Source organism: Pseudomonas sp. GW531-T4 (assembly GCF_017349615.1).
Classification (GTDB): Bacteria; Pseudomonadota; Gammaproteobacteria; order Pseudomonadales; family Pseudomonadaceae; genus Aquipseudomonas; species Aquipseudomonas chlororaphis_I.
Genome location: NZ_JACMZT010000044.1, coordinates 1 through 23,290 on the forward strand (window position 1 = coordinate 1; position 23,290 = coordinate 23,290).

At 63.7% G+C, this 23,290-nt stretch carries 18 protein-coding genes; 8 read left to right on the forward strand and 10 right to left on the reverse strand.

The features are described 5' to 3' along the window. The 3 genes from J4D28_RS25675 to J4D28_RS25685 form a co-directional block, all read right to left on the reverse strand. On the reverse strand, positions 1 to 671 hold a 671-nt coding region (locus J4D28_RS25675), incomplete at its 3' end, for a cytochrome c oxidase subunit 3 (protein WP_207246471.1). After that, complete coding sequence (gene ctaD, locus J4D28_RS25680) at positions 668 to 2,443, reverse strand: cytochrome c oxidase subunit I (RefSeq protein WP_016702588.1); 1,776 nt, start codon at positions 2,441 to 2,443, stop codon at positions 668 to 670. The genes ctaD and J4D28_RS25675, both read right to left, overlap by 4 nt. 40 nt (positions 2,444 to 2,483) lie before the next feature. Further along, positions 2,484 to 3,950: a cytochrome c oxidase subunit II gene (locus J4D28_RS25685; RefSeq protein WP_103331246.1), complete on the reverse strand. Its 1,467-nt coding sequence runs from the start codon at positions 3,948 to 3,950 to the stop codon at positions 2,484 to 2,486. Positions 3,951 to 4,258: 308 nt separating this feature from the next. On the opposite strand from J4D28_RS25685, the gene J4D28_RS25690 reads away from it, so the two are divergent. Beyond that, on the forward strand, positions 4,259 to 4,648 hold the full coding sequence (locus tag J4D28_RS25690; protein ID WP_103331247.1) for a cytochrome c family protein: 390 nt from the start codon (positions 4,259 to 4,261) through the stop codon (positions 4,646 to 4,648). Between the two features lie 201 nt (positions 4,649 to 4,849). Here J4D28_RS25690 and J4D28_RS25695 read toward each other — a convergent pair whose 3' ends face one another. The 3 genes from J4D28_RS25695 to J4D28_RS25705 all read right to left on the reverse strand — a co-directional run bounded on the left by J4D28_RS25695 (position 4,850) and on the right by J4D28_RS25705 (position 7,509). After that, positions 4,850 to 6,154, reverse strand: coding sequence for an OprD family porin (locus J4D28_RS25695; RefSeq protein ID WP_016702585.1), 1,305 nt, complete (start codon positions 6,152 to 6,154; stop codon positions 4,850 to 4,852). A gap of 236 nt (positions 6,155 to 6,390) precedes the next feature. After that, entirely contained in the window at positions 6,391 to 6,786 is a 396-nt protein-coding gene (locus J4D28_RS25700) for a nuclear transport factor 2 family protein (RefSeq protein WP_007922537.1), read from the reverse strand. Positions 6,787 to 6,813: 27 nt separating this feature from the next. Continuing rightward, a complete protein-coding gene (locus J4D28_RS25705; RefSeq protein ID WP_016702584.1) occupies positions 6,814 to 7,509 on the reverse strand; it encodes a DsbA family protein in 696 nt (231 codons plus the stop codon). A gap of 255 nt (positions 7,510 to 7,764) precedes the next feature. On the opposite strand from J4D28_RS25705, the gene J4D28_RS25710 reads away from it, so the two are divergent. Next, a complete protein-coding gene (locus tag J4D28_RS25710; RefSeq protein ID WP_103331248.1) occupies positions 7,765 to 9,858 on the forward strand; it encodes a TonB-dependent siderophore receptor in 2,094 nt (697 codons plus the stop codon). Positions 9,859 to 10,584: 726 nt separating this feature from the next. Here the strand turns inward: J4D28_RS25710 and J4D28_RS25715 are convergent. The 4 genes from J4D28_RS25715 to J4D28_RS25730 form a co-directional block, all read right to left on the reverse strand. Continuing rightward, the gene (locus tag J4D28_RS25715; protein ID WP_009046489.1) at positions 10,585 to 10,785 is read right to left on the reverse strand and encodes a hypothetical protein; all 201 of its coding nucleotides are present in this window, start codon (positions 10,783 to 10,785) and stop codon (positions 10,585 to 10,587) included. 246 nt (positions 10,786 to 11,031) lie between these two features. Next, positions 11,032 to 12,138 carry an agmatine deiminase gene (aguA, locus tag J4D28_RS25720; protein ID WP_009046488.1) on the reverse strand — a complete coding sequence of 369 codons (1,107 nt, stop codon included), beginning with the start codon at positions 12,136 to 12,138 and terminating at the stop codon, positions 11,032 to 11,034. Positions 12,139 to 12,142: 4 nt separating this feature from the next. Beyond that, positions 12,143 to 13,021 (reverse strand): N-carbamoylputrescine amidase, encoded by an 879-nt coding sequence (gene aguB, locus J4D28_RS25725; protein ID WP_009046487.1) that lies wholly within the window; start codon positions 13,019 to 13,021, stop codon positions 12,143 to 12,145. A gap of 318 nt (positions 13,022 to 13,339) precedes the next feature. Continuing rightward, the gene (locus tag J4D28_RS25730) at positions 13,340 to 16,252 is read right to left on the reverse strand and encodes an aminotransferase (RefSeq protein WP_103331249.1); all 2,913 of its coding nucleotides are present in this window, start codon (positions 16,250 to 16,252) and stop codon (positions 13,340 to 13,342) included. A 223-nt stretch (positions 16,253 to 16,475) separates the two neighbouring features. On the opposite strand from J4D28_RS25730, the gene rfbB reads away from it, so the two are divergent. The 6 genes from rfbB to J4D28_RS25760 all read left to right on the forward strand — a co-directional run bounded on the left by rfbB (position 16,476) and on the right by J4D28_RS25760 (position 23,252). After that, entirely contained in the window at positions 16,476 to 17,558 is a 1,083-nt protein-coding gene (rfbB, locus tag J4D28_RS25735; RefSeq protein WP_009046485.1) for a dTDP-glucose 4,6-dehydratase, read from the forward strand. Further along, a complete protein-coding gene (rfbA, locus tag J4D28_RS25740; RefSeq protein ID WP_009046484.1) occupies positions 17,555 to 18,430 on the forward strand; it encodes a glucose-1-phosphate thymidylyltransferase RfbA in 876 nt (291 codons plus the stop codon). The genes rfbB and rfbA overlap by 4 nt, the downstream gene beginning before the upstream one ends. Continuing rightward, positions 18,427 to 18,972: a dTDP-4-dehydrorhamnose 3,5-epimerase gene (rfbC, locus tag J4D28_RS25745; protein ID WP_028683832.1), complete on the forward strand. Its 546-nt coding sequence runs from the start codon at positions 18,427 to 18,429 to the stop codon at positions 18,970 to 18,972. The genes rfbA and rfbC overlap by 4 nt, the downstream gene beginning before the upstream one ends. Further along, positions 18,969 to 19,850, forward strand: a complete 882-nt coding sequence (gene rfbD, locus J4D28_RS25750; RefSeq protein WP_039967600.1) for a dTDP-4-dehydrorhamnose reductase — start codon at positions 18,969 to 18,971, stop codon at positions 19,848 to 19,850. Before rfbC ends, rfbD begins: the two co-directional genes overlap by 4 nt. 193 nt (positions 19,851 to 20,043) lie before the next feature. Further along, the gene (locus J4D28_RS25755) at positions 20,044 to 21,852 is read left to right on the forward strand and encodes an ATP-binding protein (RefSeq protein ID WP_041985399.1); all 1,809 of its coding nucleotides are present in this window, start codon (positions 20,044 to 20,046) and stop codon (positions 21,850 to 21,852) included. Then, entirely contained in the window at positions 21,849 to 23,252 is a 1,404-nt protein-coding gene (locus tag J4D28_RS25760) for a sigma-54 dependent transcriptional regulator (RefSeq protein WP_103331250.1), read from the forward strand. The genes J4D28_RS25755 and J4D28_RS25760 overlap by 4 nt, the downstream gene beginning before the upstream one ends. Positions 23,253 to 23,290: the final 38 nt, after the last annotated feature.

Genomic DNA, 23,290 nt, shown 5'->3' on the forward strand with positions numbered 1-23,290 from the left:
GCGGCGATGGCTTGATAGGTTTCCGGCGTGCTGGTCAGCAGGAAGAAGAGGACGATCCAGAGCCCCAGCAGGTAATGCCAATAGATCGCGCAGAGCTCCACGCTGGAGGCCAGTTGCGACAGCGCAACCCGTCGCAGGAACCGGGCGCCGACGGTGCCCCAGGCCACCAGGCCTCCCAGCAGATGCAGCCCGTGCACGCCGGTCAGCAGATAGAAAAAGCTGTTGGCCGGATTGGCGGAGACGAAATAACCCCAGTCGACGAACTGCTTCCAGACCCAGAGTTGCCCCCCGATAAAGGCGATCGCAAAGACGCCGCCCAGGGTGAAGCCGAGGCGGGTCCCGCTCAACGCGCCCCGCCGGGCGGCCAGTCGCGCCCACTGCAGGCTGACACTGCCCAGCACCAGCAGGATCGTGTTCAGCCAGAGTTGCCGGGCACTGGCCAGCGGCGCCAACGGGTCGGTCAGCGGCTGCCAGTCCACCATTTGCGAACGCGCGATAAAGGCCAACAGGAACAGCAGGAACAACGAGGTCACCGCCCCCAGGAACACGCGCAGGCCCACTTTTGCGGCTTTCGCCCTATCGAAGCCTGGCACCCGAGAGCTGCCTGGGGGCTGGCTCCAACGGCCTCCGGCGCCGGCGCTGTCGGTGTTTTTCAATAGCGGCCCGTTCATGGTCTTTCGCTCGCGGCCCTGGCTTCCACACAGCGCTGCCTCATCTGCTCCAGCTCCTGGGCAGAGACCGTCTGCGGCACGAAGTCCTGCTCTATCCCGGGCACGCTGTAGTCATAGGCCCAACGGTGCACCACCGGCAGCTCCGGCCCCCAGTTGCCATGGACGGGCGGGGTGTCCGGCGTCTGCCACTCCAGGCTGGCCGCCCCCCATGGGTTCGGGCCTGCCGGCTTGCCTTTGAAGGCACTCCAGGCCAGGTTGAAGAGGAACAGCAGCTGGCATACCCCGACCGTCAGCGCGACAACGGTGATGAACGCATTCAGTTGCTGCGCCGATTGCGGGATGAAGTCGTAGTTCTGCCAGGCGTAATAGCGCCGGGGCATGCCCAGCAGCCCCAGGTAGTGCATGGGGAAGTAGATGCAGTAGGTCCCCAGGAAGGTTATCCAGAAATGCAGCTTGCCCAGGGTGTCGTTCATCAGGCGCCCGGTGATCTTCGGAAACCAGTGATAGATGGCGCCAAATATCACCAGGATCGGCGCCACCCCCATGACCATATGGAAGTGGGCCACCACGAAGTAGGTGTCCGACAGCGGGATATCCACAATCACGTTGCCGAGAAACAAGCCGGTAAGACCACCGACCAGGAAGGTGACGATAAAGGCCAGGGCGAACAGCATCGGCACCGTCAGGTGGATGTCGCCATGCCACAGGGTCAGCACCCAGTTGTAGACTTTCAGCGCGGTCGGCACGGCGATGATCAAGGTGGTGGCGGCGAAAAAGAAGCCGAAGTACGGGTTCATCCCACTGACGTACATGTGGTGCGCCCAGACCACGAAGCTCAACACGCCGATGGCGACGATGGCCCACACCATCATGCGGTAACCGAAGATGTTCTTGCGCGCATGGGTGCTGATCAGGTCGGAGACCAGGCCGAACGCCGGGAGGGCGACGATGTAGACCTCCGGATGGCCGAAGAACCAGAACAGGTGCTGGAACAGTATCGGGCTGCCGCCCTGGTGCGCGAGCTGCTGCCCCATCGAGATCACCGCCGGCATGAAGAAGCTGGTGCCCAGCAGCTTGTCGAACAGCATCATCACGGCGCTGACGAACAAGGCGGGAAAGGCCAGCAGGGCCAGGATCGAGGCCATGAAGATGCCCCAGACGGAGAGCGGCATGCGAAACAGTGTCATGCCGCGAGTGCGGGCCTGCAGCACCGTGGTCACGTAGTTCAGCCCGCCCATGGTGGCGGCGACGATGAAGATCGCCAGCGACACCAGCATCAACACGATGCCCCATTCGGTTCCCGGGGTGCCCTGGGTGATCGATTGCGGCGGATAGAGTGTCCAGCCCGCCCCGGTGGGCCCGCCCGGGACGAAGAAGCTGGAAAGCAGCACCAGGACCGAGAGCAGGTAGAACCAGAAGCTCAGCATGTTGACGTAGGGGAAGACCATGTCCCGGGCGCCAACCATCAGCGGAATCAGATAGTTGCCGAAGCCGCCCAGGAACAGCGCCGTCAGCAGGTAGATGACCATGATCATGCCGTGCATGGTCATCGCCTGGTAATAGGTGCTGGCATCCATGAACTCGAGGCTGCCGGGAAAGCCGATCTGCATGCGCATCAGGCCGGACAGCACCAGGGCGACGAGCCCCACGGATATCGCCGTCAAGGAATATTGGATGGCGATGACCTTGTGGTCCTGGCTCCAGATATAGCGCGTGAAGAAGCTCTTCGGTTCGTGCAGGACTTCTGTTTCTGCGTGCTCGACATAAGCCATCAGGTCATCCTCCGCTAAGTTTCGGAGCATTTCCGGCTATTTACGGCGACTTGCCCGATTCCACCTTGCCGGCATCCGCGTCGACAGCAGCTTTCGACTTGATGAAGGCGATCAGAGCGTCCAGTTCCTTGTCATTGGGGGTAAAGGTCGGCATCACTGCGGCATAACCCTTGACGATCGCAGCGCCAGGTTGGCGCACGGAATCCTTCAGGTAGCCCTCATCGACCTTGATCTGAGAACCATCGGCCAGGGTTTCCGTCTTGCCGTACAAACCCTGCCAGCTCGGGCCGATACCCTGGCTGCCATCGACACTGTGGCAGGCCAGGCAACCCAGCGATTCGGCCAGCCGCTGTCCCTGCGCCGCCAGCTCATCCTGTGCGCCTGCAGGGCCTTGCCCGTTCTGCCCCGCGGCACTCAGCGACTTGATGAAGGCCACCACCGCGGCCAGCTCATCCTGGGTGAAAGTATAGGCCACCATGACCGGCGGGAATCCCTGGACCAGCCTGGCCTGCGGCTTAAGAATCGACTCCTTGAGGTAGGCCTCTTCGACCTGGACGCTGCTGCCATCGGCCAGCGGTTCCGAGCGGCCGTACAGATCCTTCCAGCCCGGGCCCAGGCTGGTGCTGCCGTCCTGGCTATGGCAGGCGCGGCAGCCATGGCTTTCCACCAGTTGGCGACCTTTTTCCAGCAGGCTGTCCCGGCTTGGCGTGGCGACGCTCGTCAGCGTCTGGGCAAAGGTCGGCTGGCTGGCGAACCATTGGTCGAAAGCGCTCTGCTCCTCGACAATCAGATGGCCGCGCATATTGAAATGCCCCAGGCCACAGTACTCGGCGCACAGCACTTCAAACTTGCCGAGCCGGGTCGGGGTAAACCAGAAGTGGGACACCATGCCCGGCACCATATCCATCTTTGCGCGCATCTGCGGAACATAGAAATCGTGCAGGACATCCTTTGCCCGCAGCAGGACTTTTACCGGCCGATCGATGGGCAGGCGCACTTCATTGTTCATGACCAGCACATCGTCCTGCCCCGCAGGGTCATTGCGATCAAGACCGAAGGGGTTGCCGGGATCGATCCATTTGACATCCGCCTTGCCGAGTTTTCCGTCCTGTCCGGGAAAGCGAAAAGCCCACTGCCACTGCTGGGCAACCACTTCGAGCTGGGTAGCCTCTTGCGGCACCTGGACGAAATCGTTGTAGACCACCAGGCCGGGCGCCAGCATGCCGATGATGCCCAGCGAGGTGAGGATGACCAGCCACCCTTCCAGCTTCTTGCTTTCCGGCTGGTAGTGCGCCCGGACACCTTCCCGATGACGGAAGCGAATCACGGCGATGGCCATGAATACCGTGATGGCGATGAAAAAGATGCCGGTGATGACCAGGGTGATCAGCAGCGTGGTGTCTATCGACCCCCAGTTGGAGGCCGCCGGCGTCATCTGCCAGGGAGCAAGCAGGTGAAACAGCACTGAAGCGACAACGACTAGAACCAAGATGATTGCTATCGCCATTTTCTCGTCATCCCGTGCCGGTTGTTCTGTGGCCGTGCAAACGCAACGTCGCCCAACCGCAGCGCCACACCGATGCCTAACCCTCCTCCCAAGCCTGCTGGAACATTGCCTCTATCCCCGGGGCAAATCTTCTGAAAAGTATAGTGCGCCCCAACGGACGTGCGGCGCCGGGTCCCTACGCGACACCGAGCCAGGGAGCTGTGGCACCACCACGTCCCTTTCCCCTGATGGCCATCCCCAACACCCGCCAACCATGCTCAAATAGCCCTCCGCTTTTGCCACAAGCCACACCCGATCCGGAGCCGAACATGAAAAGAACCGCCGCCCTGACCTTGACCCTGATGCTCAGCCTGCTGTCGCTCCACGCCCAGGCAGAAGCAGTGGGCGATGCCGAGGCCGGTGGCAAGCTGTTCAAGCGCATTTGCGGCGGCTGCCACAATATCGGGCCTTCGGTGCGCAGCTCTTTCGGGCCGCAACTCAACGGCATTTTCGGGCGCACCGCGGGCAGCGTGACGGACTATCAGTACTCCGAGGCGATGAAGTCGTCCGGCATCGTCTGGACCCGCGACAAGCTGGTGGCCTACCTGGAAGACCCAAAGGCCGTGGTGCCCGGCACGCGGATGATTTTCTGGGGGCTGAGCGATCAGGAGAAGATCGACAATCTACTGGCTTATCTGCAGAGCTTTCAGGCGCAATAACTCGTCGGTCGGAGATCAACCCGGACTGAGCAACAACCGCTCTCCGATCCGCGGGCGCTTCGCGCCCGATCGCAGCCTGGCGGCAGCGGCTACAGGGAGCCGCGGTGCTATTCAGGACGGGGTAACACCCACAAAAAAGCCCCGAACCAGTCGGGGCTTTTTCTATTGCTGGCCTGGTATCAGGCCGCGATCAGGCATTCATCAGAACACGTTGATCGGGTAGTCGACGAACACACGCAGTTCGTTACCGCTGTCGTTGTAGCCGGCGGATTTCTGCGATACGCGCAGGATCGAGCTACGAACCTTGACGCTCAGGTCCTTGGCCGGGCCGCTCTGGACCACGTACTTGAACTGGTTGAAAATTTCGCGCTCGGTGCCGCCAGTGGTGGTGTGGCCCTCGCTGTTGGTGGAGGTGATGTTGTCACCACGCACGTAAGCCAGGTTGTAGGTCAGGCCCGGTACGCCGAAGGCGCCGAAGTCCAGACCGTAGCCCAGCTGCCAGCTGCGCTCGTCTTCAGCGTTGAAGTCGGACCAGTAGGAGTTGGCCAGGTAGATGGTGTTGCCGCCATCGCCCACGCGGTGCTGCTCTTTCTGGTAGCCGCCGTAGGCGTAGCCCAGGTTGCTGTCGCCGGTGCTGCGCTGGTGCGCCAGGGTGAAGGAGTGCGGGCCGGTGGCGTAGGTGGCTGCCAGGCTCCAGATTTTGTTGTCCTGGCCGCCTGCTTCTTTGAACTCGGCGTAGGACTTGTCCAGCTTGGTGCGGTAGCCGTTGAAGTCGAAGGTCAGGGACTGATCGGTGGCCAGCGGGAACACGTAGTTCAGGTTCACGTACTGCTTCTTCAGCACGTCTTCAACGTCGGAAGCGTACAGCGAGCCCTTGAACTGTTCAGTGAACTGGTAGCTGCCGCCCAATACGTTGATCGACTTCAGGCCACCGCTGTCACGGCCTTCGGCGCTTTTACGCGATTCGGCGGTGAAACGACCGGCGTTCAGCTCCAGGCCCTTGATCTCTTTGGAGGTGATCAGGGTACCGGTGTAGCTTTCCGGCAGCAGACGGCCATTGTCGTAGCTCAGCACCGGCAGGGCCGGCATCTGGTCGCCGTAGGTCAGGACGGTGTTGGACAGGCGGAATTTGACCGCGGCGCCGGCCTTGGCCAGGTCGCCTGCCGGGCTCTTGTTGCCGCCTTCGCTTGGCTTGAAGAAGTCGATGCCCTGGCCACCGCTGTGGCTGCCTTTATCCAGGCGCAGGCCGTACAGGCCGAAGGCGTCGACGCCCACGCCCACGGTGCCTTGGGTGAAGCCCGACGAGAAGGTACCAATGGCCGCTTGACCCCACTCGCGCTGGTCATCGTTACCGTTTTTCTTGTCGCGATTGATGTAGGCGTTGCGCAGCAGGATTTTCAGGCTGCTGTCTTCGACAAAACCCTTGGACTCAGCCTGGTCGTTAGCCATAACTTGAGTACTGCTCAGAATCCCCAGTGCGATCAGACCGATCCGCTTGTTCAACATTTTATTTTCCTTATTACGGGTTGATGACGCGCTGTGGTGCTCCTTGGAAACGGCGCTTAAGCGCTCTTTTTTCAGGCCAGAACAAAAAGACCCGCCCACGAAGAATCGCGGCGGGCCTTTTATTATTTGAATGTTATGGCCGTTGGCCACAGGCGTTGGCGCGAATCCTATCTGCGCCCCGAACAGTGTGTCAATTTCAAGAATCGTCTGAAAATAGGCGAAAATCGTCTAAGAACTTAACGATCCTTGATGGCCAGTTGCACGGTATGGCTGTCGACGAACTGTTCGAAGTGCGTGACCTTGCCATCCTTGAGGGTCCACAAATGGGCCACGCGGGCATTCAGCGGTTTGCCCGTGGCTTTATAGACGCCGCTGTAATTGCCGTAGGCGAACACCTTGTCGCCCTGGGCCACATAGTTCTCGACGGTGAAGGCAAAGCCTTCCCATTCGGTGGCCAGGCGCTTGAAGACATTCTCCACCACGGCATCGAAACCGACGTAGGTGCCGGCGTAGGGAAAGCCTGCCGCCTCGGTCCAGCGCGCATCGGCGGCCAGGGCGGCGGCGGTGTTTTTCGCGTTCTCCTGGGAGTTGGCCCCTTCGTAGGTGCTTTTGATCAGTGCCAGGTTATCCATGGGTGACTCCGTCAATAAGTGGGTGGTTCAAAGGGCGCAACCGTCCAGGCCACAGGCCTGCAGGCTCGGTGAAAGCTCGACCTCAGGCGTACCGAAGGCCTCGCGCAGCCAGTCGGCGAACGCCTGCGGCTTGCCCAGCCAGGGGCTGATATCGATCAGCCTGAACTGACCGTCCTGTTCCAGCACCAGGGTCGGAAAACCCTGGCCACCGACCCGGGCCAACAAGGCGCGGCTGGCCTTGATGTGCTCGTCCAGGCTATTCGCCGCGGCGTATTCGAAGGCTTCCTCGAACTCGCCGCGCTCAAAGCCCAGGCCTTCGGCGAGCTCCAACAGTACGTCGACATCGGCGATGCGTCGCCCTTCGACGTAATGCGCCGTCTGCAAGCGCCCGAGCAATTCCAGGCCGCGCCCGGCGAGCGCCTGCGCCGCCAGGACCGCGGCGATCGGCGGGGCCGAATCGAAGACCGCCGAATGATCGCGCAGCAAACCTTCGAAGTAGGCCTCGCCGAACGGCTGCCCGGTGTATTCGGCAATGCGCCGGTCATGGGGCATGACGTAGTCGCGCAGTTGCGGCGAAACCTGCTGGCAGTTGCGCCCGGTCATCATGCCGCCGCCATGGGCCACCACCGGCAGCACCGCCTGGGCCGCCTGCACCAGCGGCTTGGCGCCGTAGCACCAACCACACAAAGGATCGTAGATGTAATGAAGGGTCGCTGCCGACATGCAAGGCTCCGGGACAAAGGCCGATAAATTCGATGGCGGCAGACTATGCCCGTGGCCCACAGGAAAAAACGCTGGAATGGCTTTTAGTCTGTTTCGGGAATCGGTCGAATCGGCCGTGTATCCACTTCATTTCAATCAAGACACAAATTGAAACAATCCGCCCGGGGAACTTTCCAAGAATAATTAACGAAAGTAAATAGCAAGCATTACCATTCGCGACCACTGTTTCCTTCACCCTTCTGGATGCGTTTTTCCATGCCTGCCCCCTTCCGCCTGACTCCCCTCACCCTTGGCTTTTGCGCCTCGCTGACGGCCGGTTTCACCTGCGCCGCCCCGACCACCCTGCCAGCCACCGCCATCAGCGCAGAAGTCGATGCCGACGATCCACGAGTCAAGGAAGTCAGCACCGCGACCCGCACCGCCACGCCGGTGCGCTATGTGCCGCAAGCCATCGACTCGGTGAAGACCAGCAACGTGCTGGACTACGGCATCAACGATCTGGGCACGGCCCTGAGCGGCATTCCCAACGTCAGCAGCGGCGCCGACACTCGCTTCGACAGCCTGCGCATTCGCGGCTTCGACGCCAGCAACGACTTCTACCTCGACGGCGTCCGTGACGACAGCCAGTACGTGCGCGACCTGCACAACATCGAGCGCATCGAGGTGCTCAAGGGCCCGGCGGCGGTGCTTTACGGCCGTGGCAGCCAGGGCGGGATCGTCAACCGGGTGAGCAAGCTGCCGCAGTTCGGCCGCCACTCCAGCGTCGAAGTCAAAGGCGGCAGCGAAGACCTGCGCAGCCTGTATGCCGACCTCAGCGCCGACCCCAGCGAGAACATCAGCCTGCGCCTGAACATGGGCAACCAGGACAACAACAGCTTCCGCGACGGCGTCAGTGGCAGTCGCCAGCTGTTCGCGCCGTCCATGAGCTGGCAGTTGACGCCGGACCTGAACTGGCTGGTGCAGTACGAATACAGCCGCTACAACCGCACGCCGGACCGCGGCATCCCGGGGATCGACGGGCGCCCGGCGGACGTGAGCCGCGACACCACTTACGGCGACAAGCGCGACTACATCGACGACAAGTCCCAGTCCCTGCGTTCCAAGCTCAGCTACGAGCTGAACGACAACTGGCAACTGCGCCATACCCTGAGCCTGTTCAAGCTCAACAGCGATTTCGACAACACCTACCAGACCGGCTACGACAGCCGCACCAAGCGGGTGAACCGCCAGCGCTGGCAGCAGGACCTGAACACCCGCAACATTTACAACAACCTCGAAGTCGAAGGCACCTTCGATACCTTCGGCCTCGAACACCGACTGCTGACGGGTGTCGAGCTGGGCAGCCAGCGACGCGATCCGAAGCTCTACACCGCAGCGGCGGTCAGCGCCAGTGGCCAGGCCGTGCCGTCCCTGGACCCGTTCAACCCGGATAAAAACCTGCGCCATACCGGGAAAATGGTGGCGTCCAGTTACAACCACAGCGAGGTGGAAAGCCGCGCCGTCTATGTCCAGGACCAGCTGCGCCTGAACGATCAGTGGCAAGTGCTCGCCGGCCTGCGCTACGACAACTTCAACGTCGAGACCCACAACAAGCTTCTGGATCGCAAGGACGACCGCGACAGTCACAGCACCAGCCCGCGCCTGGGTGTGGTCTGGACTCCGCTGGAGAACCATTCCTTCTACGCCTCCTGGAGCAAGAGCTTCTCCCCCGTCGGCGGTGGCCTGATCGGCATCACCCCGAACGCCAACGGCAACACCAACGACCTGAGCCCCGAGCGTACCCGGCAGAAGGAAATCGGGGTCAAGAGCGACTGGCTCGACGACCGCTTCAGCACCACCCTGGCGGTCTATGAGCTGGAGCTCTACAACCGCCGCAGCCGCAGCGTGGAAGACCCGAACGTGATCCTGCTGACCGGCCTGCAACGCTCACGCGGCGTGGAACTGACCGCGGCCGGCAAGATCGTCGGCAACTGGTCGATACGCGGTGGCATCGGCCTGCAGGACGCGACTGTGGTCAAGAGCAATAACGGTGACGAAGGTAACCGGGTGAACAACGTGGCCAAGCGCAACGGCAGCCTGTTCGTGACCTGGAAACCGGAAATGGGCTGGTACGCCGAGACCGGCCTGACCCTGGTGGGTGATCGTTATGCCGACAACGCCAATACCGTGATGCTTCCGGGCTATGGCCGCTGGGACGCCCTGGCCGGCTTCCGGCAGAAGGACTGGGACCTGCGGGCCGCGCTGAACAACATCAGCGACCGCACTTACTACTCCTCGGCTACCAGCGCCGGGCAGATCCAGTTCGGCGACCCGCGCAGCCTGGTGGTGACCGGTACCTACAGCTTCTAAAACGCAGCCATGGATACGGCCAGCCATCGCCTGAGCGCGGTGGCGGCCTGGCGTCCGCTGCGCGGCCGATCGCAGCCTGCGGCAGCGGCTACACACGATCGCGTGTACCGAACTATCGGGTTGCACCCTGTAGCCGCTGCCGAGCACCGCGAGGCTGCGATCGACCGCGAAGCGGGCGCTGCTCTTGAGCTCGCTGGAGGTCCTTCGGACCTATCGCAGCCTGCGGCAGCGGCTACACACGATCGCATGTACCGTACTATCGGATTGCACCCTGTAGCCGCTGCCGAGCACCGCGAGGCTGCGATCGACCGCGAAGCGGGCGCTGCTCTTGAGCCCGCTGGAGGTCCTTCGGACCTATCGCAGCCTGCGGCAGCGGCTACACACGATCGCATGTACCGTACTATCGGATTGCACCCTGTAGCCGCTGCCGAGCACCGCGAGGCTGCGATCGACCGCGAAGCAGGCGCCGCTCTTGAGCTCGCTGGAGGTCCTTCGGACCTATCGCAGCCTTCGGCAGCGGCTACACACGATCGCATGCACCGAAGTATCGGATTACACCCTGTAGCCGCTGCCGAGCACCGCGAGGCTGCGATCGACCGCGAAGCGGGCGCCGCTCTTGAGCCCGCTGGAGGTCCTTCGGACCTATCGCAGCCTGCGGCAGCGGCTACATTCGCGCAAAAAAAAGCGCTGCCATCAGGGCAGCGCTTTTACCAATCCGTTGTTTGCTTATCCTTCCAACACATCCCACAACGCTTCGAGTTCCGCCTCGCTGAACAAACCAGCAGGGTAACGATCGAGGATCATCCGACGCGGGTCGGCTTCCCGGATCTGTCGCGTTCCATTGGACTTCAACCATTGCGCCAGAACCTGAAGCGATTCGTTATTCATTGCCAAGGGATGTGAAGTCCGCTCGCTGACCCTATTCATCTCCAGCGCTCTCTCCCGGTTTGTGAGCGGCTAACTTATCCAAGGTTTATGACAGAACATCGCAGTTCCACCGGCCTCAGAGTGACCTCGCGAGGGATACAAGAGCTATGCCAAGGTCCCGCGATTGCTGGCTTTCGGATACAAAAAAACCCGCAGTCCATAAGGGCTGCGGGCTTGCCGGGCGACGCCGGATTGGATCCATGTAACAGCCCGTCAATCAGGCGTCACAGGCTGTTACAACAACACTCAAACCTTGTGCGGCGCCGGTTGCTGTTGGGTAAGGCAATGGATATTTCCGCCCCCCAGTAACAACTCGCGACCCGGCACCATCACCACTTCGTGCTGCGGGAACAGGTTCTGCAGAATCTCCTTGGCCTGGGCATCCAGAGGGTCGTCGAAACTCGGGGCGATGATGCCGCCGTTGACGATCAGGAAGTTCACATAGGAACCGGCCAGGCGCACCGACGGATTACGTTCCTGGGTGCCGTCCACCGGGTCGACGCCCGCGCACTCTTCTTCGGTCGCATACAACGGCCCCGGAATCGGCATCTTGTGCACAGTGAACGGGCGACCCTTGGCGTCGGTGCTGTCTTGCAGCACTTTCAGTGCTGCCTGGCAGCGTGGGTAGTTCGGGTCCTGCGGATCGTCGGTCCAGGCCAGCAGCACTTCGCCCGGGCGCACGTAGCAGCAGAAGTTATCCACATGGCCGTCGGTTTCGTCGTTGTACAGGCCGTCCGGCAGCCAGATGACCTTATCCACCGCCAGGTTGGCGCTGAGCACCGCTTCGATCTCGGCACGGTTCAGGTGCGGGTTGCGATTGCGGTTGAGCAGGCACTCTTCGGTGGTGATCACCGTGCCTTCGCCGTCGACGTGAATCGAGCCGCCTTCGAGCACAAAGCCCTCGGTGCGGTAACGCGGGCTGCGCTCGATCTCGAGGATCTTGCCGCCCACCTGCGAGTCACGGTTCCACGGCGAATACAGGCCGCCGTCGAAACCGCCCCAGGCGTTGAAATCCCAGTTCACGCCACGGACTTCGCCCTTGTCGTTGATGACGAAGGTCGGGCCGGTATCCCGGACCCAGGCGTCGTCGCTGGACATCTCCACCAGGCGGATATTCGGCACGTCCAGGCGGGCCCGGGCGTTTTCATACTGGCCCGCGGAGACCGCCACGGTCACCGGTTCGAAGCGGGCGATGGCCTTGGCCACCGCTACATGCGCGGCTTGCGCCGGCTTGCCGCCCAGGCGCCAGTTGTCCGGGCGCTCGGGCCAGATCATCCAGGTCTGGGTCTGCGTCGCCCACTCGGCTGGCATGTAGAAGCCGTCGGCGCGAGGGGTGCTGTGCAAAGTGGTCATGGGTTCAGGACTCCAGGGAACCGTCGAGGGTTTTGATCGCGCTGTACAGGTTCGGCCGACGGTCGCGGAACGAACCCCAGGCGCTGCGAATGTGTTCCAGCTCGTCGAGGTCGAAACTGTGGACAAGAATACCTTCTTCAGTCTCGTTCAGTTCTTCAACCTTCTCGCCGAACGGGTTGGCGATGAACGACGAGCCGTAGAAGGTGATGTCGTAGCCGTCCTGCTCTTCGTTGCCGATGCGGTTGCTGGCGATCAGCGGCATCAGGTTGGCGCCGGCGTGGCCTTGTTGCACGCGCTGCCAGTGGTCGCGGGACGAGATGCTCTTGTCGTGAGGCTCGCTGCCGATGGCGGTCGGGTAGAACAGGAGCTCCGCGCCTTGCAGCGCCATGCTGCGGGCGCACTCGGGGAACCACTGGTCCCAGCAGATGCCCACGCCGATTGTCGCGTAACGGGTGTTCCACACCTTGAAGCCGGTGTCGCCCGGATTGAAGTAGTACTTTTCGTGATAGCCAGGGCCGTCCGGGATGTGGCTTTTACGATAAATCCCGAGGTTGCTGCCGTCGGCGTCGATGATCGCGATGCTGTTGAAACGCGCACGCCCGGCCAGCTCGAAGAAGCTGATCGGCAGCACCACTTGCAGCTCGCGGGCGACCTTCTGGAAGTGGGCGATGGCCGCGTTGCCTTCCACCGGGGTGGCCAGCTGCAGGTAGTCCGGGTTCGGCTTCTGGCAGAAGTACGGGGTCTCGAACAGTTCCTGGATCAGGATGATCTGCGCGCCTTTGGCGGCGGCCTCGCGGACCAGCTTTTCCGCGGTCTCGATATTGGCTTCGAGGTCCCAGGAACAGGCCATCTGGGTTGCGGCGACGGTAACGATACGGCTCATGAATCATCTCCTGGGCAGCAGCAAAGGACCGATGGTGGCATCGGCCGATGACAGAAAAGGGCAAGGCCGGACGCGGCTTGGCCGGGTCCCGACAGGGATGACTTTATATCCGATAAAAATCGACTTTAGAAGTCATAAAAATATAAATTCAAAAACAAAACCCTATAAATACCGATTCTTATCGATATTTATCGGATCATTCTGAGAATGGGGGTTGTCTGTTCTGGCGCTATCGCGAGCAAGCTCGCTCCTACAGGAACGCCGCCAACCTGTAGGAGCGAGCTTGCTCGCGATCCGGGTACGAGGAGATCGAGGGGCTTAGAGCCCCTCGTCCAGCACCTTCGCCAACATGTCGACAAAGAAGTCGACGCTCTGGCGCGTGGTGACCATCGGCGGCTTGATCTTGAGGATGTTCAGGTAGTCGCCGGTGGGCTGCATGAAGATCCCCAGCTCGCGCAGGCGATCGCACAGCAGTGCGGTCTCCTCCGTGGCCGGCTCCAGGGTCTGGCGATTGCGGATCAGCTCCAGTCCCAGGTAGAACCCCGAGCCATGCACCGCGCCCACCAGCGGATAACGCTCGATCAGGGCTTCCAGGCGCTGCTTGAAGTGGCCGCCGACCACCTGGGCGTTTTCCCAGAGTTTTTCTTCCTGCATCACGTCGAGCACCGCCATGCCGATCCGGCAACTCACCGGGCTGCCGCCGGCCGAGGAGAAGAAATAGCCTTCGGCCTCCAGCGCTTCGGCGATCTCCCGGCGGGTGATCACCGCCCCCAGCGGCTGGCCGTTGCCCATGCCTTTGGCCATGGTGATGATGTCCGGCACCACGCCCTGCTCTTCGAAGCCCCAGAAGAACTTGCCCATGCGCCCATAGCCGACCTGCACCTCGTCGGCGATGCACACCCCGCCCTGGGCGCGGACCAGGGCGTAGACCTGCTTCAGGTAACCCGGCGGCAGGGCGATGCCACCGGCGTTGCCATACACCGGCTCGCAGATGAAACCGGCCAGCTGGCGCTTCTGCTCCGCCAGCTTGGCCAGGTTGTGTTCGACGCTGCGCACGTAGTCCGGAGTGCTGTTCTGGCCGCGGAACTCGCCGCGATAGGTATTGGGCGCGGTTACCGGATGCACCCAGTCCGGGCGGCTGCTCAGGGCCTGGGGGTTGTCGGCGATCGAGGTGGACACCGCGTCCGCGCCCACCGTCCAGCCGTGGTAGGCCTCCAGCACGCTGAGCATGTCGCGCCCGCCGCTGTAGGCCCAGGCCAGGCGGATCGCCAGGTCGTTGGCCTCGCTGCCGCTGTTGACCAGGAACACTCGGTCCATGGAGTCCGGCGCCAGCGCCAGCAGACGCTCGGAGAACTCGGCAATCGCCGCGTAGTGGAAGCGCGAGTTGGTGTTGAGCAGCGACCACTGGCGCGCGGCCTCGGCGGCCATGCGTGGATGACCGTGACCGAGCACCGCGACGTTGTTGAGCATGTCCAGGTAGGAACGGCCCTGCATGTCGATCAGGTGGTTGCGCCAGCCGCGTTCGATGCGTGGCGGGTCGACGTAATAGTGCTTCTGCGAACGGGCGAAACTGGCATCGCGTCGCGCCAGCAAGGCTTGCGGATCGAGCTCCGGCTCGGCGTCGCAGGCCAGGCCCAGCAGCGCCGCCGGCGACGGGCACAGCGCCTGCCATGCCGCGGCTCGCGATGGCGTACAGAACAGCGGCGGATCAAGCTGCGCGCCACGGCACAGCTGGACCTTGAGCCCGCCGTCCACCGCCCCCAGCACCTGGCCTTTGACCAGCGCCGCGCCGGCATGCACCGAGGGCGTGACGCCCCATAGCCGTACACTCAATTGCGGGCCGTCGAGGCGCAACGCACCATCGGCAGCACGGTGCAGCACCCCGGCAAACGGCGCCTCGACCGCCGTGCCCGACGGCACCTGCAACTGCACATGCAACGGGAAGGTATCCGGTTCGACGGCACTGTCCGGGCAGGTCCGGGACAGGCGGTACTGCCCGTAGCGACTGGCCGCCAGCCCATGGGCCGCCGCGGCCTGCTGCAACAGCTGGGTATCGATCTCCGGCTGCTCCCAGTTGCCGGCCTCGAAGTGCGGGCTGAGCACGCCCAGGTCGATCAGGGCGAACTCGCGCCCCACCAGGCCCGGCAACAACGGCGCGAAACCTTCGCCGGCGATGGCCGGCAGCGTCTGGCCGACCGCCCCGAGGATCGCCGCTTCCATCAATTCGAACGGCACCGAGGTGGCGACGCGGAAGATCTCCCATTCGTGGTTCAGGTTGTCGCGGCTGTACTGATTGTTCGGGTCGATGCTCACCTGCTGTTCGCCACTGAGCACCAGCACCGCGGCGCGGGCCACGATCAGCGGCCACAGCGCCAGCAACTCGGCCTGCTGTAGCGGATTGACTGCGTGATAGGCGCGGACCGCCGGCAGGATGCAGAACGGATCGCCCTCGGCATGGTGCAGCAACGCCGCACAGGTCACCGACAGGTCGGTGATGCGCCAGGTGCGGATCAGGTCGCCGAAATCGATCACCCCCTGCACCTGCCAGTGGCGTTGGGCGTCACGCTGCCAGACCACGTTGTCGTCGGTGATGTCCAGGTGGATCGCCTGCACCGGCAACTGCTCGGCCAGGCGCTGCACACGGCGCTCGGCCTGCTCGGCCACGTCGGCGATCAGGCTGCGCTGCTGCTCGTCGGCGATCACCGGCAGCAGGTGGTTGATCAGGCTATGGGCGTGACGCGCATCCCATTGCAGGGTGCGCGTAAGTCCTGGGTGCTGGAAGTCCGCCAGGGCCAGGTCCATCTGCCCGCACAGCCGACCAAAGCCGGCTGCCAGCTCGGGGCCCAGGTGCTTGAGGTGGGTCAGCGGCTGGCCTTCGATGTAGTCGAGCAGCCGCACATGCAGCGCCTGGCCATCGACGTCCAGGGACAGCAGGTCGGCGCCGTTCTTCGCCGGGATCACCCGGGGTACGTGCAGCTCGGGGTGGGAGCCAAGGTGTTTGAGCGCCGCATGCTGGGCCTGCAGTTCCAGGGCCGCGTAGTCGCCACGGCAGATCTTCAGGACAAACCGCCCCTGGGGGCTGTCGAGCCGGTAGTTGAGATCCTGCTGGCTGCCCAACGATTGCAGCGTGCCGCCAAGGCCGTAGTGCACTTCGAGCAGGTCCAGCGCCTGCTGTGGGGTGACCTGCGGACCGGGCAGGCTGGCGCGGTGAATCAACGTGGCGAGCAACATGGAACGACCCCTGGAATTATTGTCAGATGCGTATATCGCCACTGCGCCAGGCGTTACGCAACCCCCAGGCCCGGGCAGTCGACAAGGGCTGCATCGCCGCCGGGAAGCTAAACAGGATGCCAATAGCCGGGCCAGACGTCGGCGCCCCTTGCAGCGGCCGCTGGCTGCCGACAAGCTATGCTCCATTCGCGACTTCATGTCTTAGGGAAGAAGGCCTACCCATATGCGCATTCTCGTTACCGGCGGTGCCGGTTTTATTGGATCGGCGCTGGTTCGCCACCTGATCCGCAACACCGAACACGAGGTGCTCAACCTCGACAAGCTGACCTACGCCGGCAACCTGGAGTCGCTGTCGAGTATCGCCAGCGACACCCGCTACGAGTTCGTCCAGGCCGATATCGTCGACCAGGCCACCGTCAGCGCCCTGCTCGAGCGCTTCCAGCCCCAGGCGATCATGCACCTGGCCGCCGAGTCCCATGTCGACCGCTCCATCGACGGCCCGTCGGACTTCATCCAGACCAACATCGTCGGCACCTACAGCCTGCTGGAAGCCACCCGCGCCTATTGGCAGGCCCTGCCGGCGGCGGAGAAAAGCGCCTTCCGCTTCCACCATATTTCCACCGACGAGGTGTACGGCGACCTGCACGGCGTCGACGACCTGTTCACCGAAACCACGCCCTACGCCCCCAGCTCGCCCTACTCCGCCAGCAAGGCTGCGTCCGACCATCTGGTCCGCGCCTGGCAGCGCACCTACGGCCTGCCGGTACTGGTGACCAACTGCTCGAACAACTACGGGCCGTTCCACTTCCCGGAAAAACTCATCCCGCTGGTGATCCTCAACGCCCTGGCCGGAAAACCGCTGCCGGTGTATGGCAACGGCCTGCAAGTGCGCGACTGGCTGTTCGTCGAAGACCACGCCCGCGCCCTGCTCAAGGTGGTGACCGAAGGCGTGGTCGGCGAGACCTACAACATCGGCGGCCACAACGAACAGACAAACATCGACGTGGTGCGCGGCATCTGCCAACTGCTGGAAGAACTGGCGCCACGCAAGCCCGAAGGCGTGCAGCACTATGCCGACCTGATCACCTTCGTCCAGGACCGCCCCGGCCACGACCTGCGCTACGCCATCGACGCCGGCAAGATCGAGCGCGAACTGGGCTGGGTGCCGCAAGAAACCTTCGCCAGCGGCCTGCGCAAGACCGTGCAGTGGTACCTGGACAACCAGGAATGGTGCCAGCACGTGCAGGACGGCAGCTATCAAGGGCAACGCCTGGGCTTCACTGACTTCAAGGATCTGATCGCATGATGAAAGGTATCGTTCTGGCGGGTGGCTCGGGCACCCGCCTGCACCCGATCACCCTGGGTGTGTCCAAGCAACTGCTGCCGGTCTACGACAAGCCGATGATCTATTACCCGATCTCGGTACTGATGCTGGCCGGCATCAAGGACATCCTGCTGATTTCCACCCCCCAGGACCTGCCGCAGTACCGCAACCTGCTGGGCGACGGCAGCCAGTTCGGGGTGCGCTTCAGCTACGCCGAGCAACCGTCGCCGGACGGCCTGGCGCAGGCGTTCCTGATCGGCGAGGAATTCATTGGCGACGACCCCGTGTGCCTGATCCTCGGCGACAACATCTTCCACGGCCAGCATTTCACCGAGAAGCTGCAGAACGCTGCGTCGAAACCTTCCGGGGCGACAGTCTTCGGCTACTGGGTCAAGGATCCACAGCGCTTTGGCGTGATCGATTTCGACGAACAGGGCAATGCCCTTTCGATCGAAGAAAAGCCTGCACAACCCAAGTCCAGCTATGCCGTGACCGGGCTGTATTTCTACGACAACTCGGTGGTCAGCATCGCCAAGGCGGTCAAGCCTTCGGCACGCGGCGAACTGGAAATCACCGACGTCAACAACGCCTACCTGCAACGCGGCGACCTCAGCGTCGAACGTTTCGGCCGTGGCTTCGCCTGGCTCGATACCGGCACCCACGACAGCCTGCTGGAAGCCTCGCAGTATGTGCAGACCATCGAGCACCGCCAGGGCCTGAAAGTCGCCTGCCTCGAGGAAATCGCCTACAACCAGGGCTGGATCGACCGCGAGCACTTGCTCGAGCACGCCAAGTACTTCGGCAAGACCGGCTACGGCCAATACCTCTACAGCCTGGCGGGAGAAACCCAATGAAGGTCCTGGCCACCGAACTGCCCGGCGTGCTGATCATCGAGCCCAAGGTCTTTGGCGACGAGCGCGGTTTTTTCTACGAGAGCTTCAATGCCAAGGCGTTCGAAGCCGCGACCGGCGTGCACACCCAGTTCGTCCAGGACAACCATTCGCGCTCGCAAAAGGGCGTGCTGCGCGGCCTGCACTACCAGATCGAAAACACCCAGGGAAAGCTGGTGCGGGTCGTCGCCGGCGAAGTGCTCGACGTCTCGGTGGACATCCGCCGCAGTTCGCCACACTTCGGCAAGTGGGTCGGGGTGCGGCTGTCCGCGGATAACCATCGCCAGCTGTGGGTACCGGAAGGCTTCGCCCACGGTTTCGTGGTGCTGAGCGAGTACGCCGAATTCCTCTACAAGACCACCGACTACTACACGCCGGCGTCCGAACGCTGCATTCGCTGGGACGATCCGACCCTGGCCATCGATTGGCAACTCACGGGCCCGGCGCAGCTCTCGGCCAAGGATCAGGCCGGCAAATTGCTCAGCGAAGCCGAGCTGTTCCCATGAGCAGCCGGTTGAAGATCCTGATCAGCGGCCAGCACGGCCAGGTCTCCCAGGCCCTGCAACAGCGCCTGGGCAACCAGCACGAATTGATCGTGCCCGGGCGCGGCCTGCTCGACCTGACAAACCCGGACGCCATTCGCCAACAGGTACGCAGCCTGCGCCCGCAACTGATCATCAACGCGGCCGCCCATACTGCCGTCGATCAGGCCGAGAGCGAGCCGGAGCTGGCCTTTGCGATCAATGCCAGCGCCCCCGGGGTGTTTGCCGAGGAAGCGCGGAAACTGGGGATCCCGCTGATTCACTACTCCACCGATTACGTCTTCGACGGCAGCAAACAGGCCCCCTACACCGAAGACGATGAACCCAACCCACTGAGTGTCTACGGCCAGAGCAAACTGGCCGGCGAACGGGCCATCGACGCGGCCGGTAGCGAACACCTGATCCTGCGCACCAGCTGGGTGTACTCGAACACCGGCAAGAACTTCCTGCTGACCATGCAACGCCTGTTGCAGGAAAAACCGCACTTGCGCGTGGTGGCCGACCAGATCGGCGCGCCGACCTGGGCCAGCACCATCGCCGCCAGCACCGCCGCGCTGATCGAGCGCTGGCAGGCCGGCAAGCCAGGAGCATGGGGGACCTACCATCTGACCGCTGCTGGCAAGACCTCCTGGTTCGGCTTCGCCCAGGCCATCGGCGAACACCTGCTGGCCCAGGGCAAGGCCTGCGCGACTCTGGAGGCGATCCCCTCCAGCGCCTATCCGACACCCGCGCCGCGCCCCCTGAACTCCCGCCTCGACTGCGGCCGCCTGGCGCGCGAGTGGGGCGTGACCCAGCCGGAATGGCGCAGCGCATTGCACGAGTGTCTTGCCGGGCAGGGGTAGGTTCTGTACGGAAAGTCGCCGAGCGGCGATCAGGCAAGGCAAAAACAGGCGAGGAACGGCCGGGGTCGCGCTCGACTGTAGGGGCCTACATGAGCATTCCGAGCCTGTTTTTAACGCGGCATGATCGTCGCGCAGGAAGTTTACGTATAGAACCTAGGCATAATGCGCTTGTACCCACAGGCGCATCGCTCCCATGACTCCACCCCTTCCCCAACGCCCCCGCTGGCGTAGCCTGGCTTTGCTGGCCCTGTGCCTGGCGCCGCTGCTGTGGCCGCTGGAGCATCTGGCCGAGCGTTATTACCGCAGCGAACTGGCGGGCCAGAACCGCCAGACCCTCGACCTCTACGTCGCCAACCTGCTGGGCACCCTGCACCGCTATGAAGTGCTGCCGCAGATTCTCGGCGAGCTGCCGGCGCTGCGCGCGGTCCTCGGGGCGCCGGACGACGGCGTGACCCAGGGCAACGCCAACCGCCTGCTGAAAAACATCAGCGCCCAGACCGGGGCCGAAGTGATGTACCTGATGGACACCTCCGGCAATACCCTGGCGGCGTCCAACTGGGACAAACACGACAGTTTTGTCGGCCGTAACTTTTCCTTCCGCCCGTATTTCAGCGAGGCCATGGCCGGGCGCCTGGGGCGTTTCTTCGGCCTGGGCACCACCTCGGCCAAGCGTGGTTATTTCTTCGCCGCCGCCGTGCGCAACGGCGAGAAAATCATCGGTGTGCTGGTGGTCAAGGTCGACCTGGACCACACCGAAAGCCTCTGGGGCAAGACCCCCGAGCAACTGGTGGTCACCGACCACAATGGCGTGGTGATTCTCACCTCGCGGGCGGAATGGCGTTTCCGCTCGACCCGCCCGCTGAGCGAAGACGAAAGCAAGGCCATAGTCGCCATCCAGCCCTACCCGACCCGCGATCCACGGCCGCTGAACCTCGACTCCAGCGCCTGGCTGACCCAGACCCGAGAGATCGACGAAACCGGCTGGAGCGTGAGCATCCTCGCCCCACGCACCCTGATCGACCGCCCGGTGCGCACGGTGGTGGCGGTGGGCGGCGCCACGCTGCTGGTGCTGATGCTGTTGCTCGGGCTGATGATGCAGCGCCGTCGCCACTACCTGGAGCGCATCGCCTTCGAAGCCAAGGCCCGGCGCGAGCTGGAAATGCGCGTGGCCGAACGTACCAGCGACCTGGAAGGCCTCAACCGCCGCCTCAGGCAGGAAGTGCTGGAGCGCGAGCACGCCCAGCAGGAACTGGTGCGCGCCCAGGACGACCTGGTGCAGGCCGGCAAGCTCTCGGCCCTGGGCACCATGTCGGCGAGCATCAGCCATGAACTCAACCAGCCGCTGGCGGCGATCCGCAGCTACGCGGAAAACGCCGAGGTGCTGCTGGACCACCAGCGCACCGAGGACGCCCGCGGCAACCTCAAGCTGATCAGCGAATTGACCGGGCGCATGGCCTCGATCATCGCCCACCTGCGCGCCTTTGCCCGCCGCGACCGCCACGCGCCGGAAAGCGTTGCCCTGCAACCGGCGCTGGACGATGCCCTGGCGCTGCTGGCCAAGCGTCGACGGGCGATGGAAGTGGAGCTGATCCGCGACCTGCCGGCGGCCACCCTGTGGGTCGAGGCTGGGGAGACGCGCCTGCGCCAGGTGCTCGGCAACCTGCTGGCCAACGCCCTGGATGCGCTGACCGAAAAAGGCCCGCCGCGCAAACTCTGGCTGAGTGCCGAATCCACCGCCACGGGCGTCAATCTGTACATTCGCGACAACGGTCCGGGCTTCTGCATGGAAGCCCTGGGCCGCGCCGGCGAGCCTTTCTACACCACCAAGACCCGTACCCAGGGCCTTGGCCTGGGCCTGGCGATCTGCGACACCCTGATGCGCGCCTTTGGCGGTGAACTGTCGTTCTCCAACCACCGCGAAGGCGGCGCCCTGATTACCCTGCGGCTGCGCGCCGGCGCGCCGGGAGTGAGCCTGCAACCGTCCGAGGACCGCAGCGTATGAGTACACCGATCACCAGTGACGTGCAGGTGGTGTTGATCGACGACGATCCGCACCTGCGCCAGGCCCTGAGCCAGACCCTGGACCTGGCGGGGCTGAAGATCCTGCCGCTGGGCGAAGCCCAGGGCCTGGCCGCACGGCTGGAGCGCGACTGGCCGGGCGTAGTGGTCAGCGACATCCGCATGCCCGGCATGGACGGCCTCGAACTGCTCAGCGAACTGCACGGCCAGGATCCTGAACTGCCAGTGCTGCTGATCACCGGCCACGGCGACGTGCCGCTGGCGGTGCAGGCGATGCGCGCCGGGGCTTATGACTTCCTGGAGAAACCTTTCGCCAGCGATGCCCTGCTCGACAGCGTGCGCCGGGCCCTGGCCCTGCGCCGCCTGGTCCTGGACAACCGCAGCCTGCGCCTGGCCCTGAGCGATCGCCAGGAACTCAGCGCGCGGCTGGTCGGGCTGTCCGCGCCGATGCTGCGTCTGCGCGAGCAGATCGGCGCCCTGGCGGCGACCAAGGCCGACGTACTGATCCTCGGCGAGACCGGCGCCGGCAAGGAAGTGGTGGCGCGGGCGCTGCACGACCTGTCGAGCCGGCGCAACGGTCCGTTCGTGGCGATCAACGCCGGCGCCCTGGCCGAATCGGTGGTCGAAAGCGAACTGTTCGGCCACGAGCCGGGGGCCTTTACCGGCGCGCAGAAACGCCGCATCGGCAAGTTCGAATTCGCCAACGGCGGCACGCTGTTCCTCGATGAAATCGAAAGCATGAGCCTGGACGTACAGGTCAAGCTGCTGCGCATGCTGCAGGAGCGGGTGGTGGAGCGCCTGGGCGGCAATCAACTGATCCCGCTGGATATCCGCATCATCGCCGCGACCAAGGAAGACCTGCGCCAGGCGGCCGACCAGGGGCGCTTCCGCGCCGACCTCTACTACCGCCTGAATGTCGCGCCGCTGCGTATTCCACCGTTGCGCGAGCGCGGCGAAGACGCCCTGCTGCTGTTCCAGCATTTCGCCGACGAGGCCAGCGCCCGCCACGGCCTGCCGCCCCACGAACTGCAACCGGGGCAGCGCGCCCTGCTGCTGCGCCACAGCTGGCCGGGCAATGTGCGCGAACTGCAGAACGCCGCCGAACGCTTCGCCCTCGGCCTGGAGCTGGCCCTGGACAACAGCGCGGCGGAGGGCGGCGCCTCGCAGCCGGCGCCGACGCTGGTCGAGGGCGGCCTGAGCGAACAGGTGGAAAACTTCGAAAAGAGCCTGATCGCCGCCGAGCTGGCCCGCTCCCACAACTCGCTGCGCAGCCTCGCCGAAGCCCTGGGTATTCCACGCAAGACCCTGCATGACAAACTGCGCAAACACGGCCTGAGCTTCGGCGACAGCAGCGCCAGTTCTAGTAGCGACGACATCGATTGAACGATGCCGACTAACCTTGTTAAAGCACCCCTTTCACC

Excerpts from the sequence above, each read along its gene's own strand:
- ctaD (WP_016702588.1), bottom strand. The coding sequence starts at position 2,443 with ATGGCTTATGTCGAGCACGCAGAAACAGAAGTCCTGCACGAACCGAAG.
- J4D28_RS25685 (WP_103331246.1), bottom strand. The coding sequence starts at position 3,950 with ATGGCGATAGCAATCATCTTGGTTCTAGTCGTTGTCGCTTCAGTGCTG.
- J4D28_RS25690 (WP_103331247.1), top strand. The coding sequence starts at position 4,259 with ATGAAAAGAACCGCCGCCCTGACCTTGACCCTGATGCTCAGCCTGCTG.
- J4D28_RS25695 (WP_016702585.1), bottom strand. The coding sequence starts at position 6,154 with ATGTTGAACAAGCGGATCGGTCTGATCGCACTGGGGATTCTGAGCAGT.
- J4D28_RS25700 (WP_007922537.1), bottom strand. The coding sequence starts at position 6,786 with ATGGATAACCTGGCACTGATCAAAAGCACCTACGAAGGGGCCAACTCC.
- J4D28_RS25705 (WP_016702584.1), bottom strand. The coding sequence starts at position 7,509 with ATGTCGGCAGCGACCCTTCATTACATCTACGATCCTTTGTGTGGTTGG.
- J4D28_RS25710 (WP_103331248.1), top strand. The coding sequence starts at position 7,765 with ATGCCTGCCCCCTTCCGCCTGACTCCCCTCACCCTTGGCTTTTGCGCC.
- J4D28_RS25715 (WP_009046489.1), bottom strand. The coding sequence starts at position 10,785 with ATGAATAGGGTCAGCGAGCGGACTTCACATCCCTTGGCAATGAATAAC.
- aguA (WP_009046488.1), bottom strand. The coding sequence starts at position 12,138 with ATGACCACTTTGCACAGCACCCCTCGCGCCGACGGCTTCTACATGCCA.
- aguB (WP_009046487.1), bottom strand. The coding sequence starts at position 13,021 with ATGAGCCGTATCGTTACCGTCGCCGCAACCCAGATGGCCTGTTCCTGG.
- J4D28_RS25730 (WP_103331249.1), bottom strand. The coding sequence starts at position 16,252 with ATGTTGCTCGCCACGTTGATTCACCGCGCCAGCCTGCCCGGTCCGCAG.
- rfbB (WP_009046485.1), top strand. The coding sequence starts at position 16,476 with ATGCGCATTCTCGTTACCGGCGGTGCCGGTTTTATTGGATCGGCGCTG.
- rfbA (WP_009046484.1), top strand. The coding sequence starts at position 17,555 with ATGATGAAAGGTATCGTTCTGGCGGGTGGCTCGGGCACCCGCCTGCAC.
- rfbC (WP_028683832.1), top strand. The coding sequence starts at position 18,427 with ATGAAGGTCCTGGCCACCGAACTGCCCGGCGTGCTGATCATCGAGCCC.
- rfbD (WP_039967600.1), top strand. The coding sequence starts at position 18,969 with ATGAGCAGCCGGTTGAAGATCCTGATCAGCGGCCAGCACGGCCAGGTC.
- J4D28_RS25755 (WP_041985399.1), top strand. The coding sequence starts at position 20,044 with ATGACTCCACCCCTTCCCCAACGCCCCCGCTGGCGTAGCCTGGCTTTG.
- J4D28_RS25760 (WP_103331250.1), top strand. The coding sequence starts at position 21,849 with ATGAGTACACCGATCACCAGTGACGTGCAGGTGGTGTTGATCGACGAC.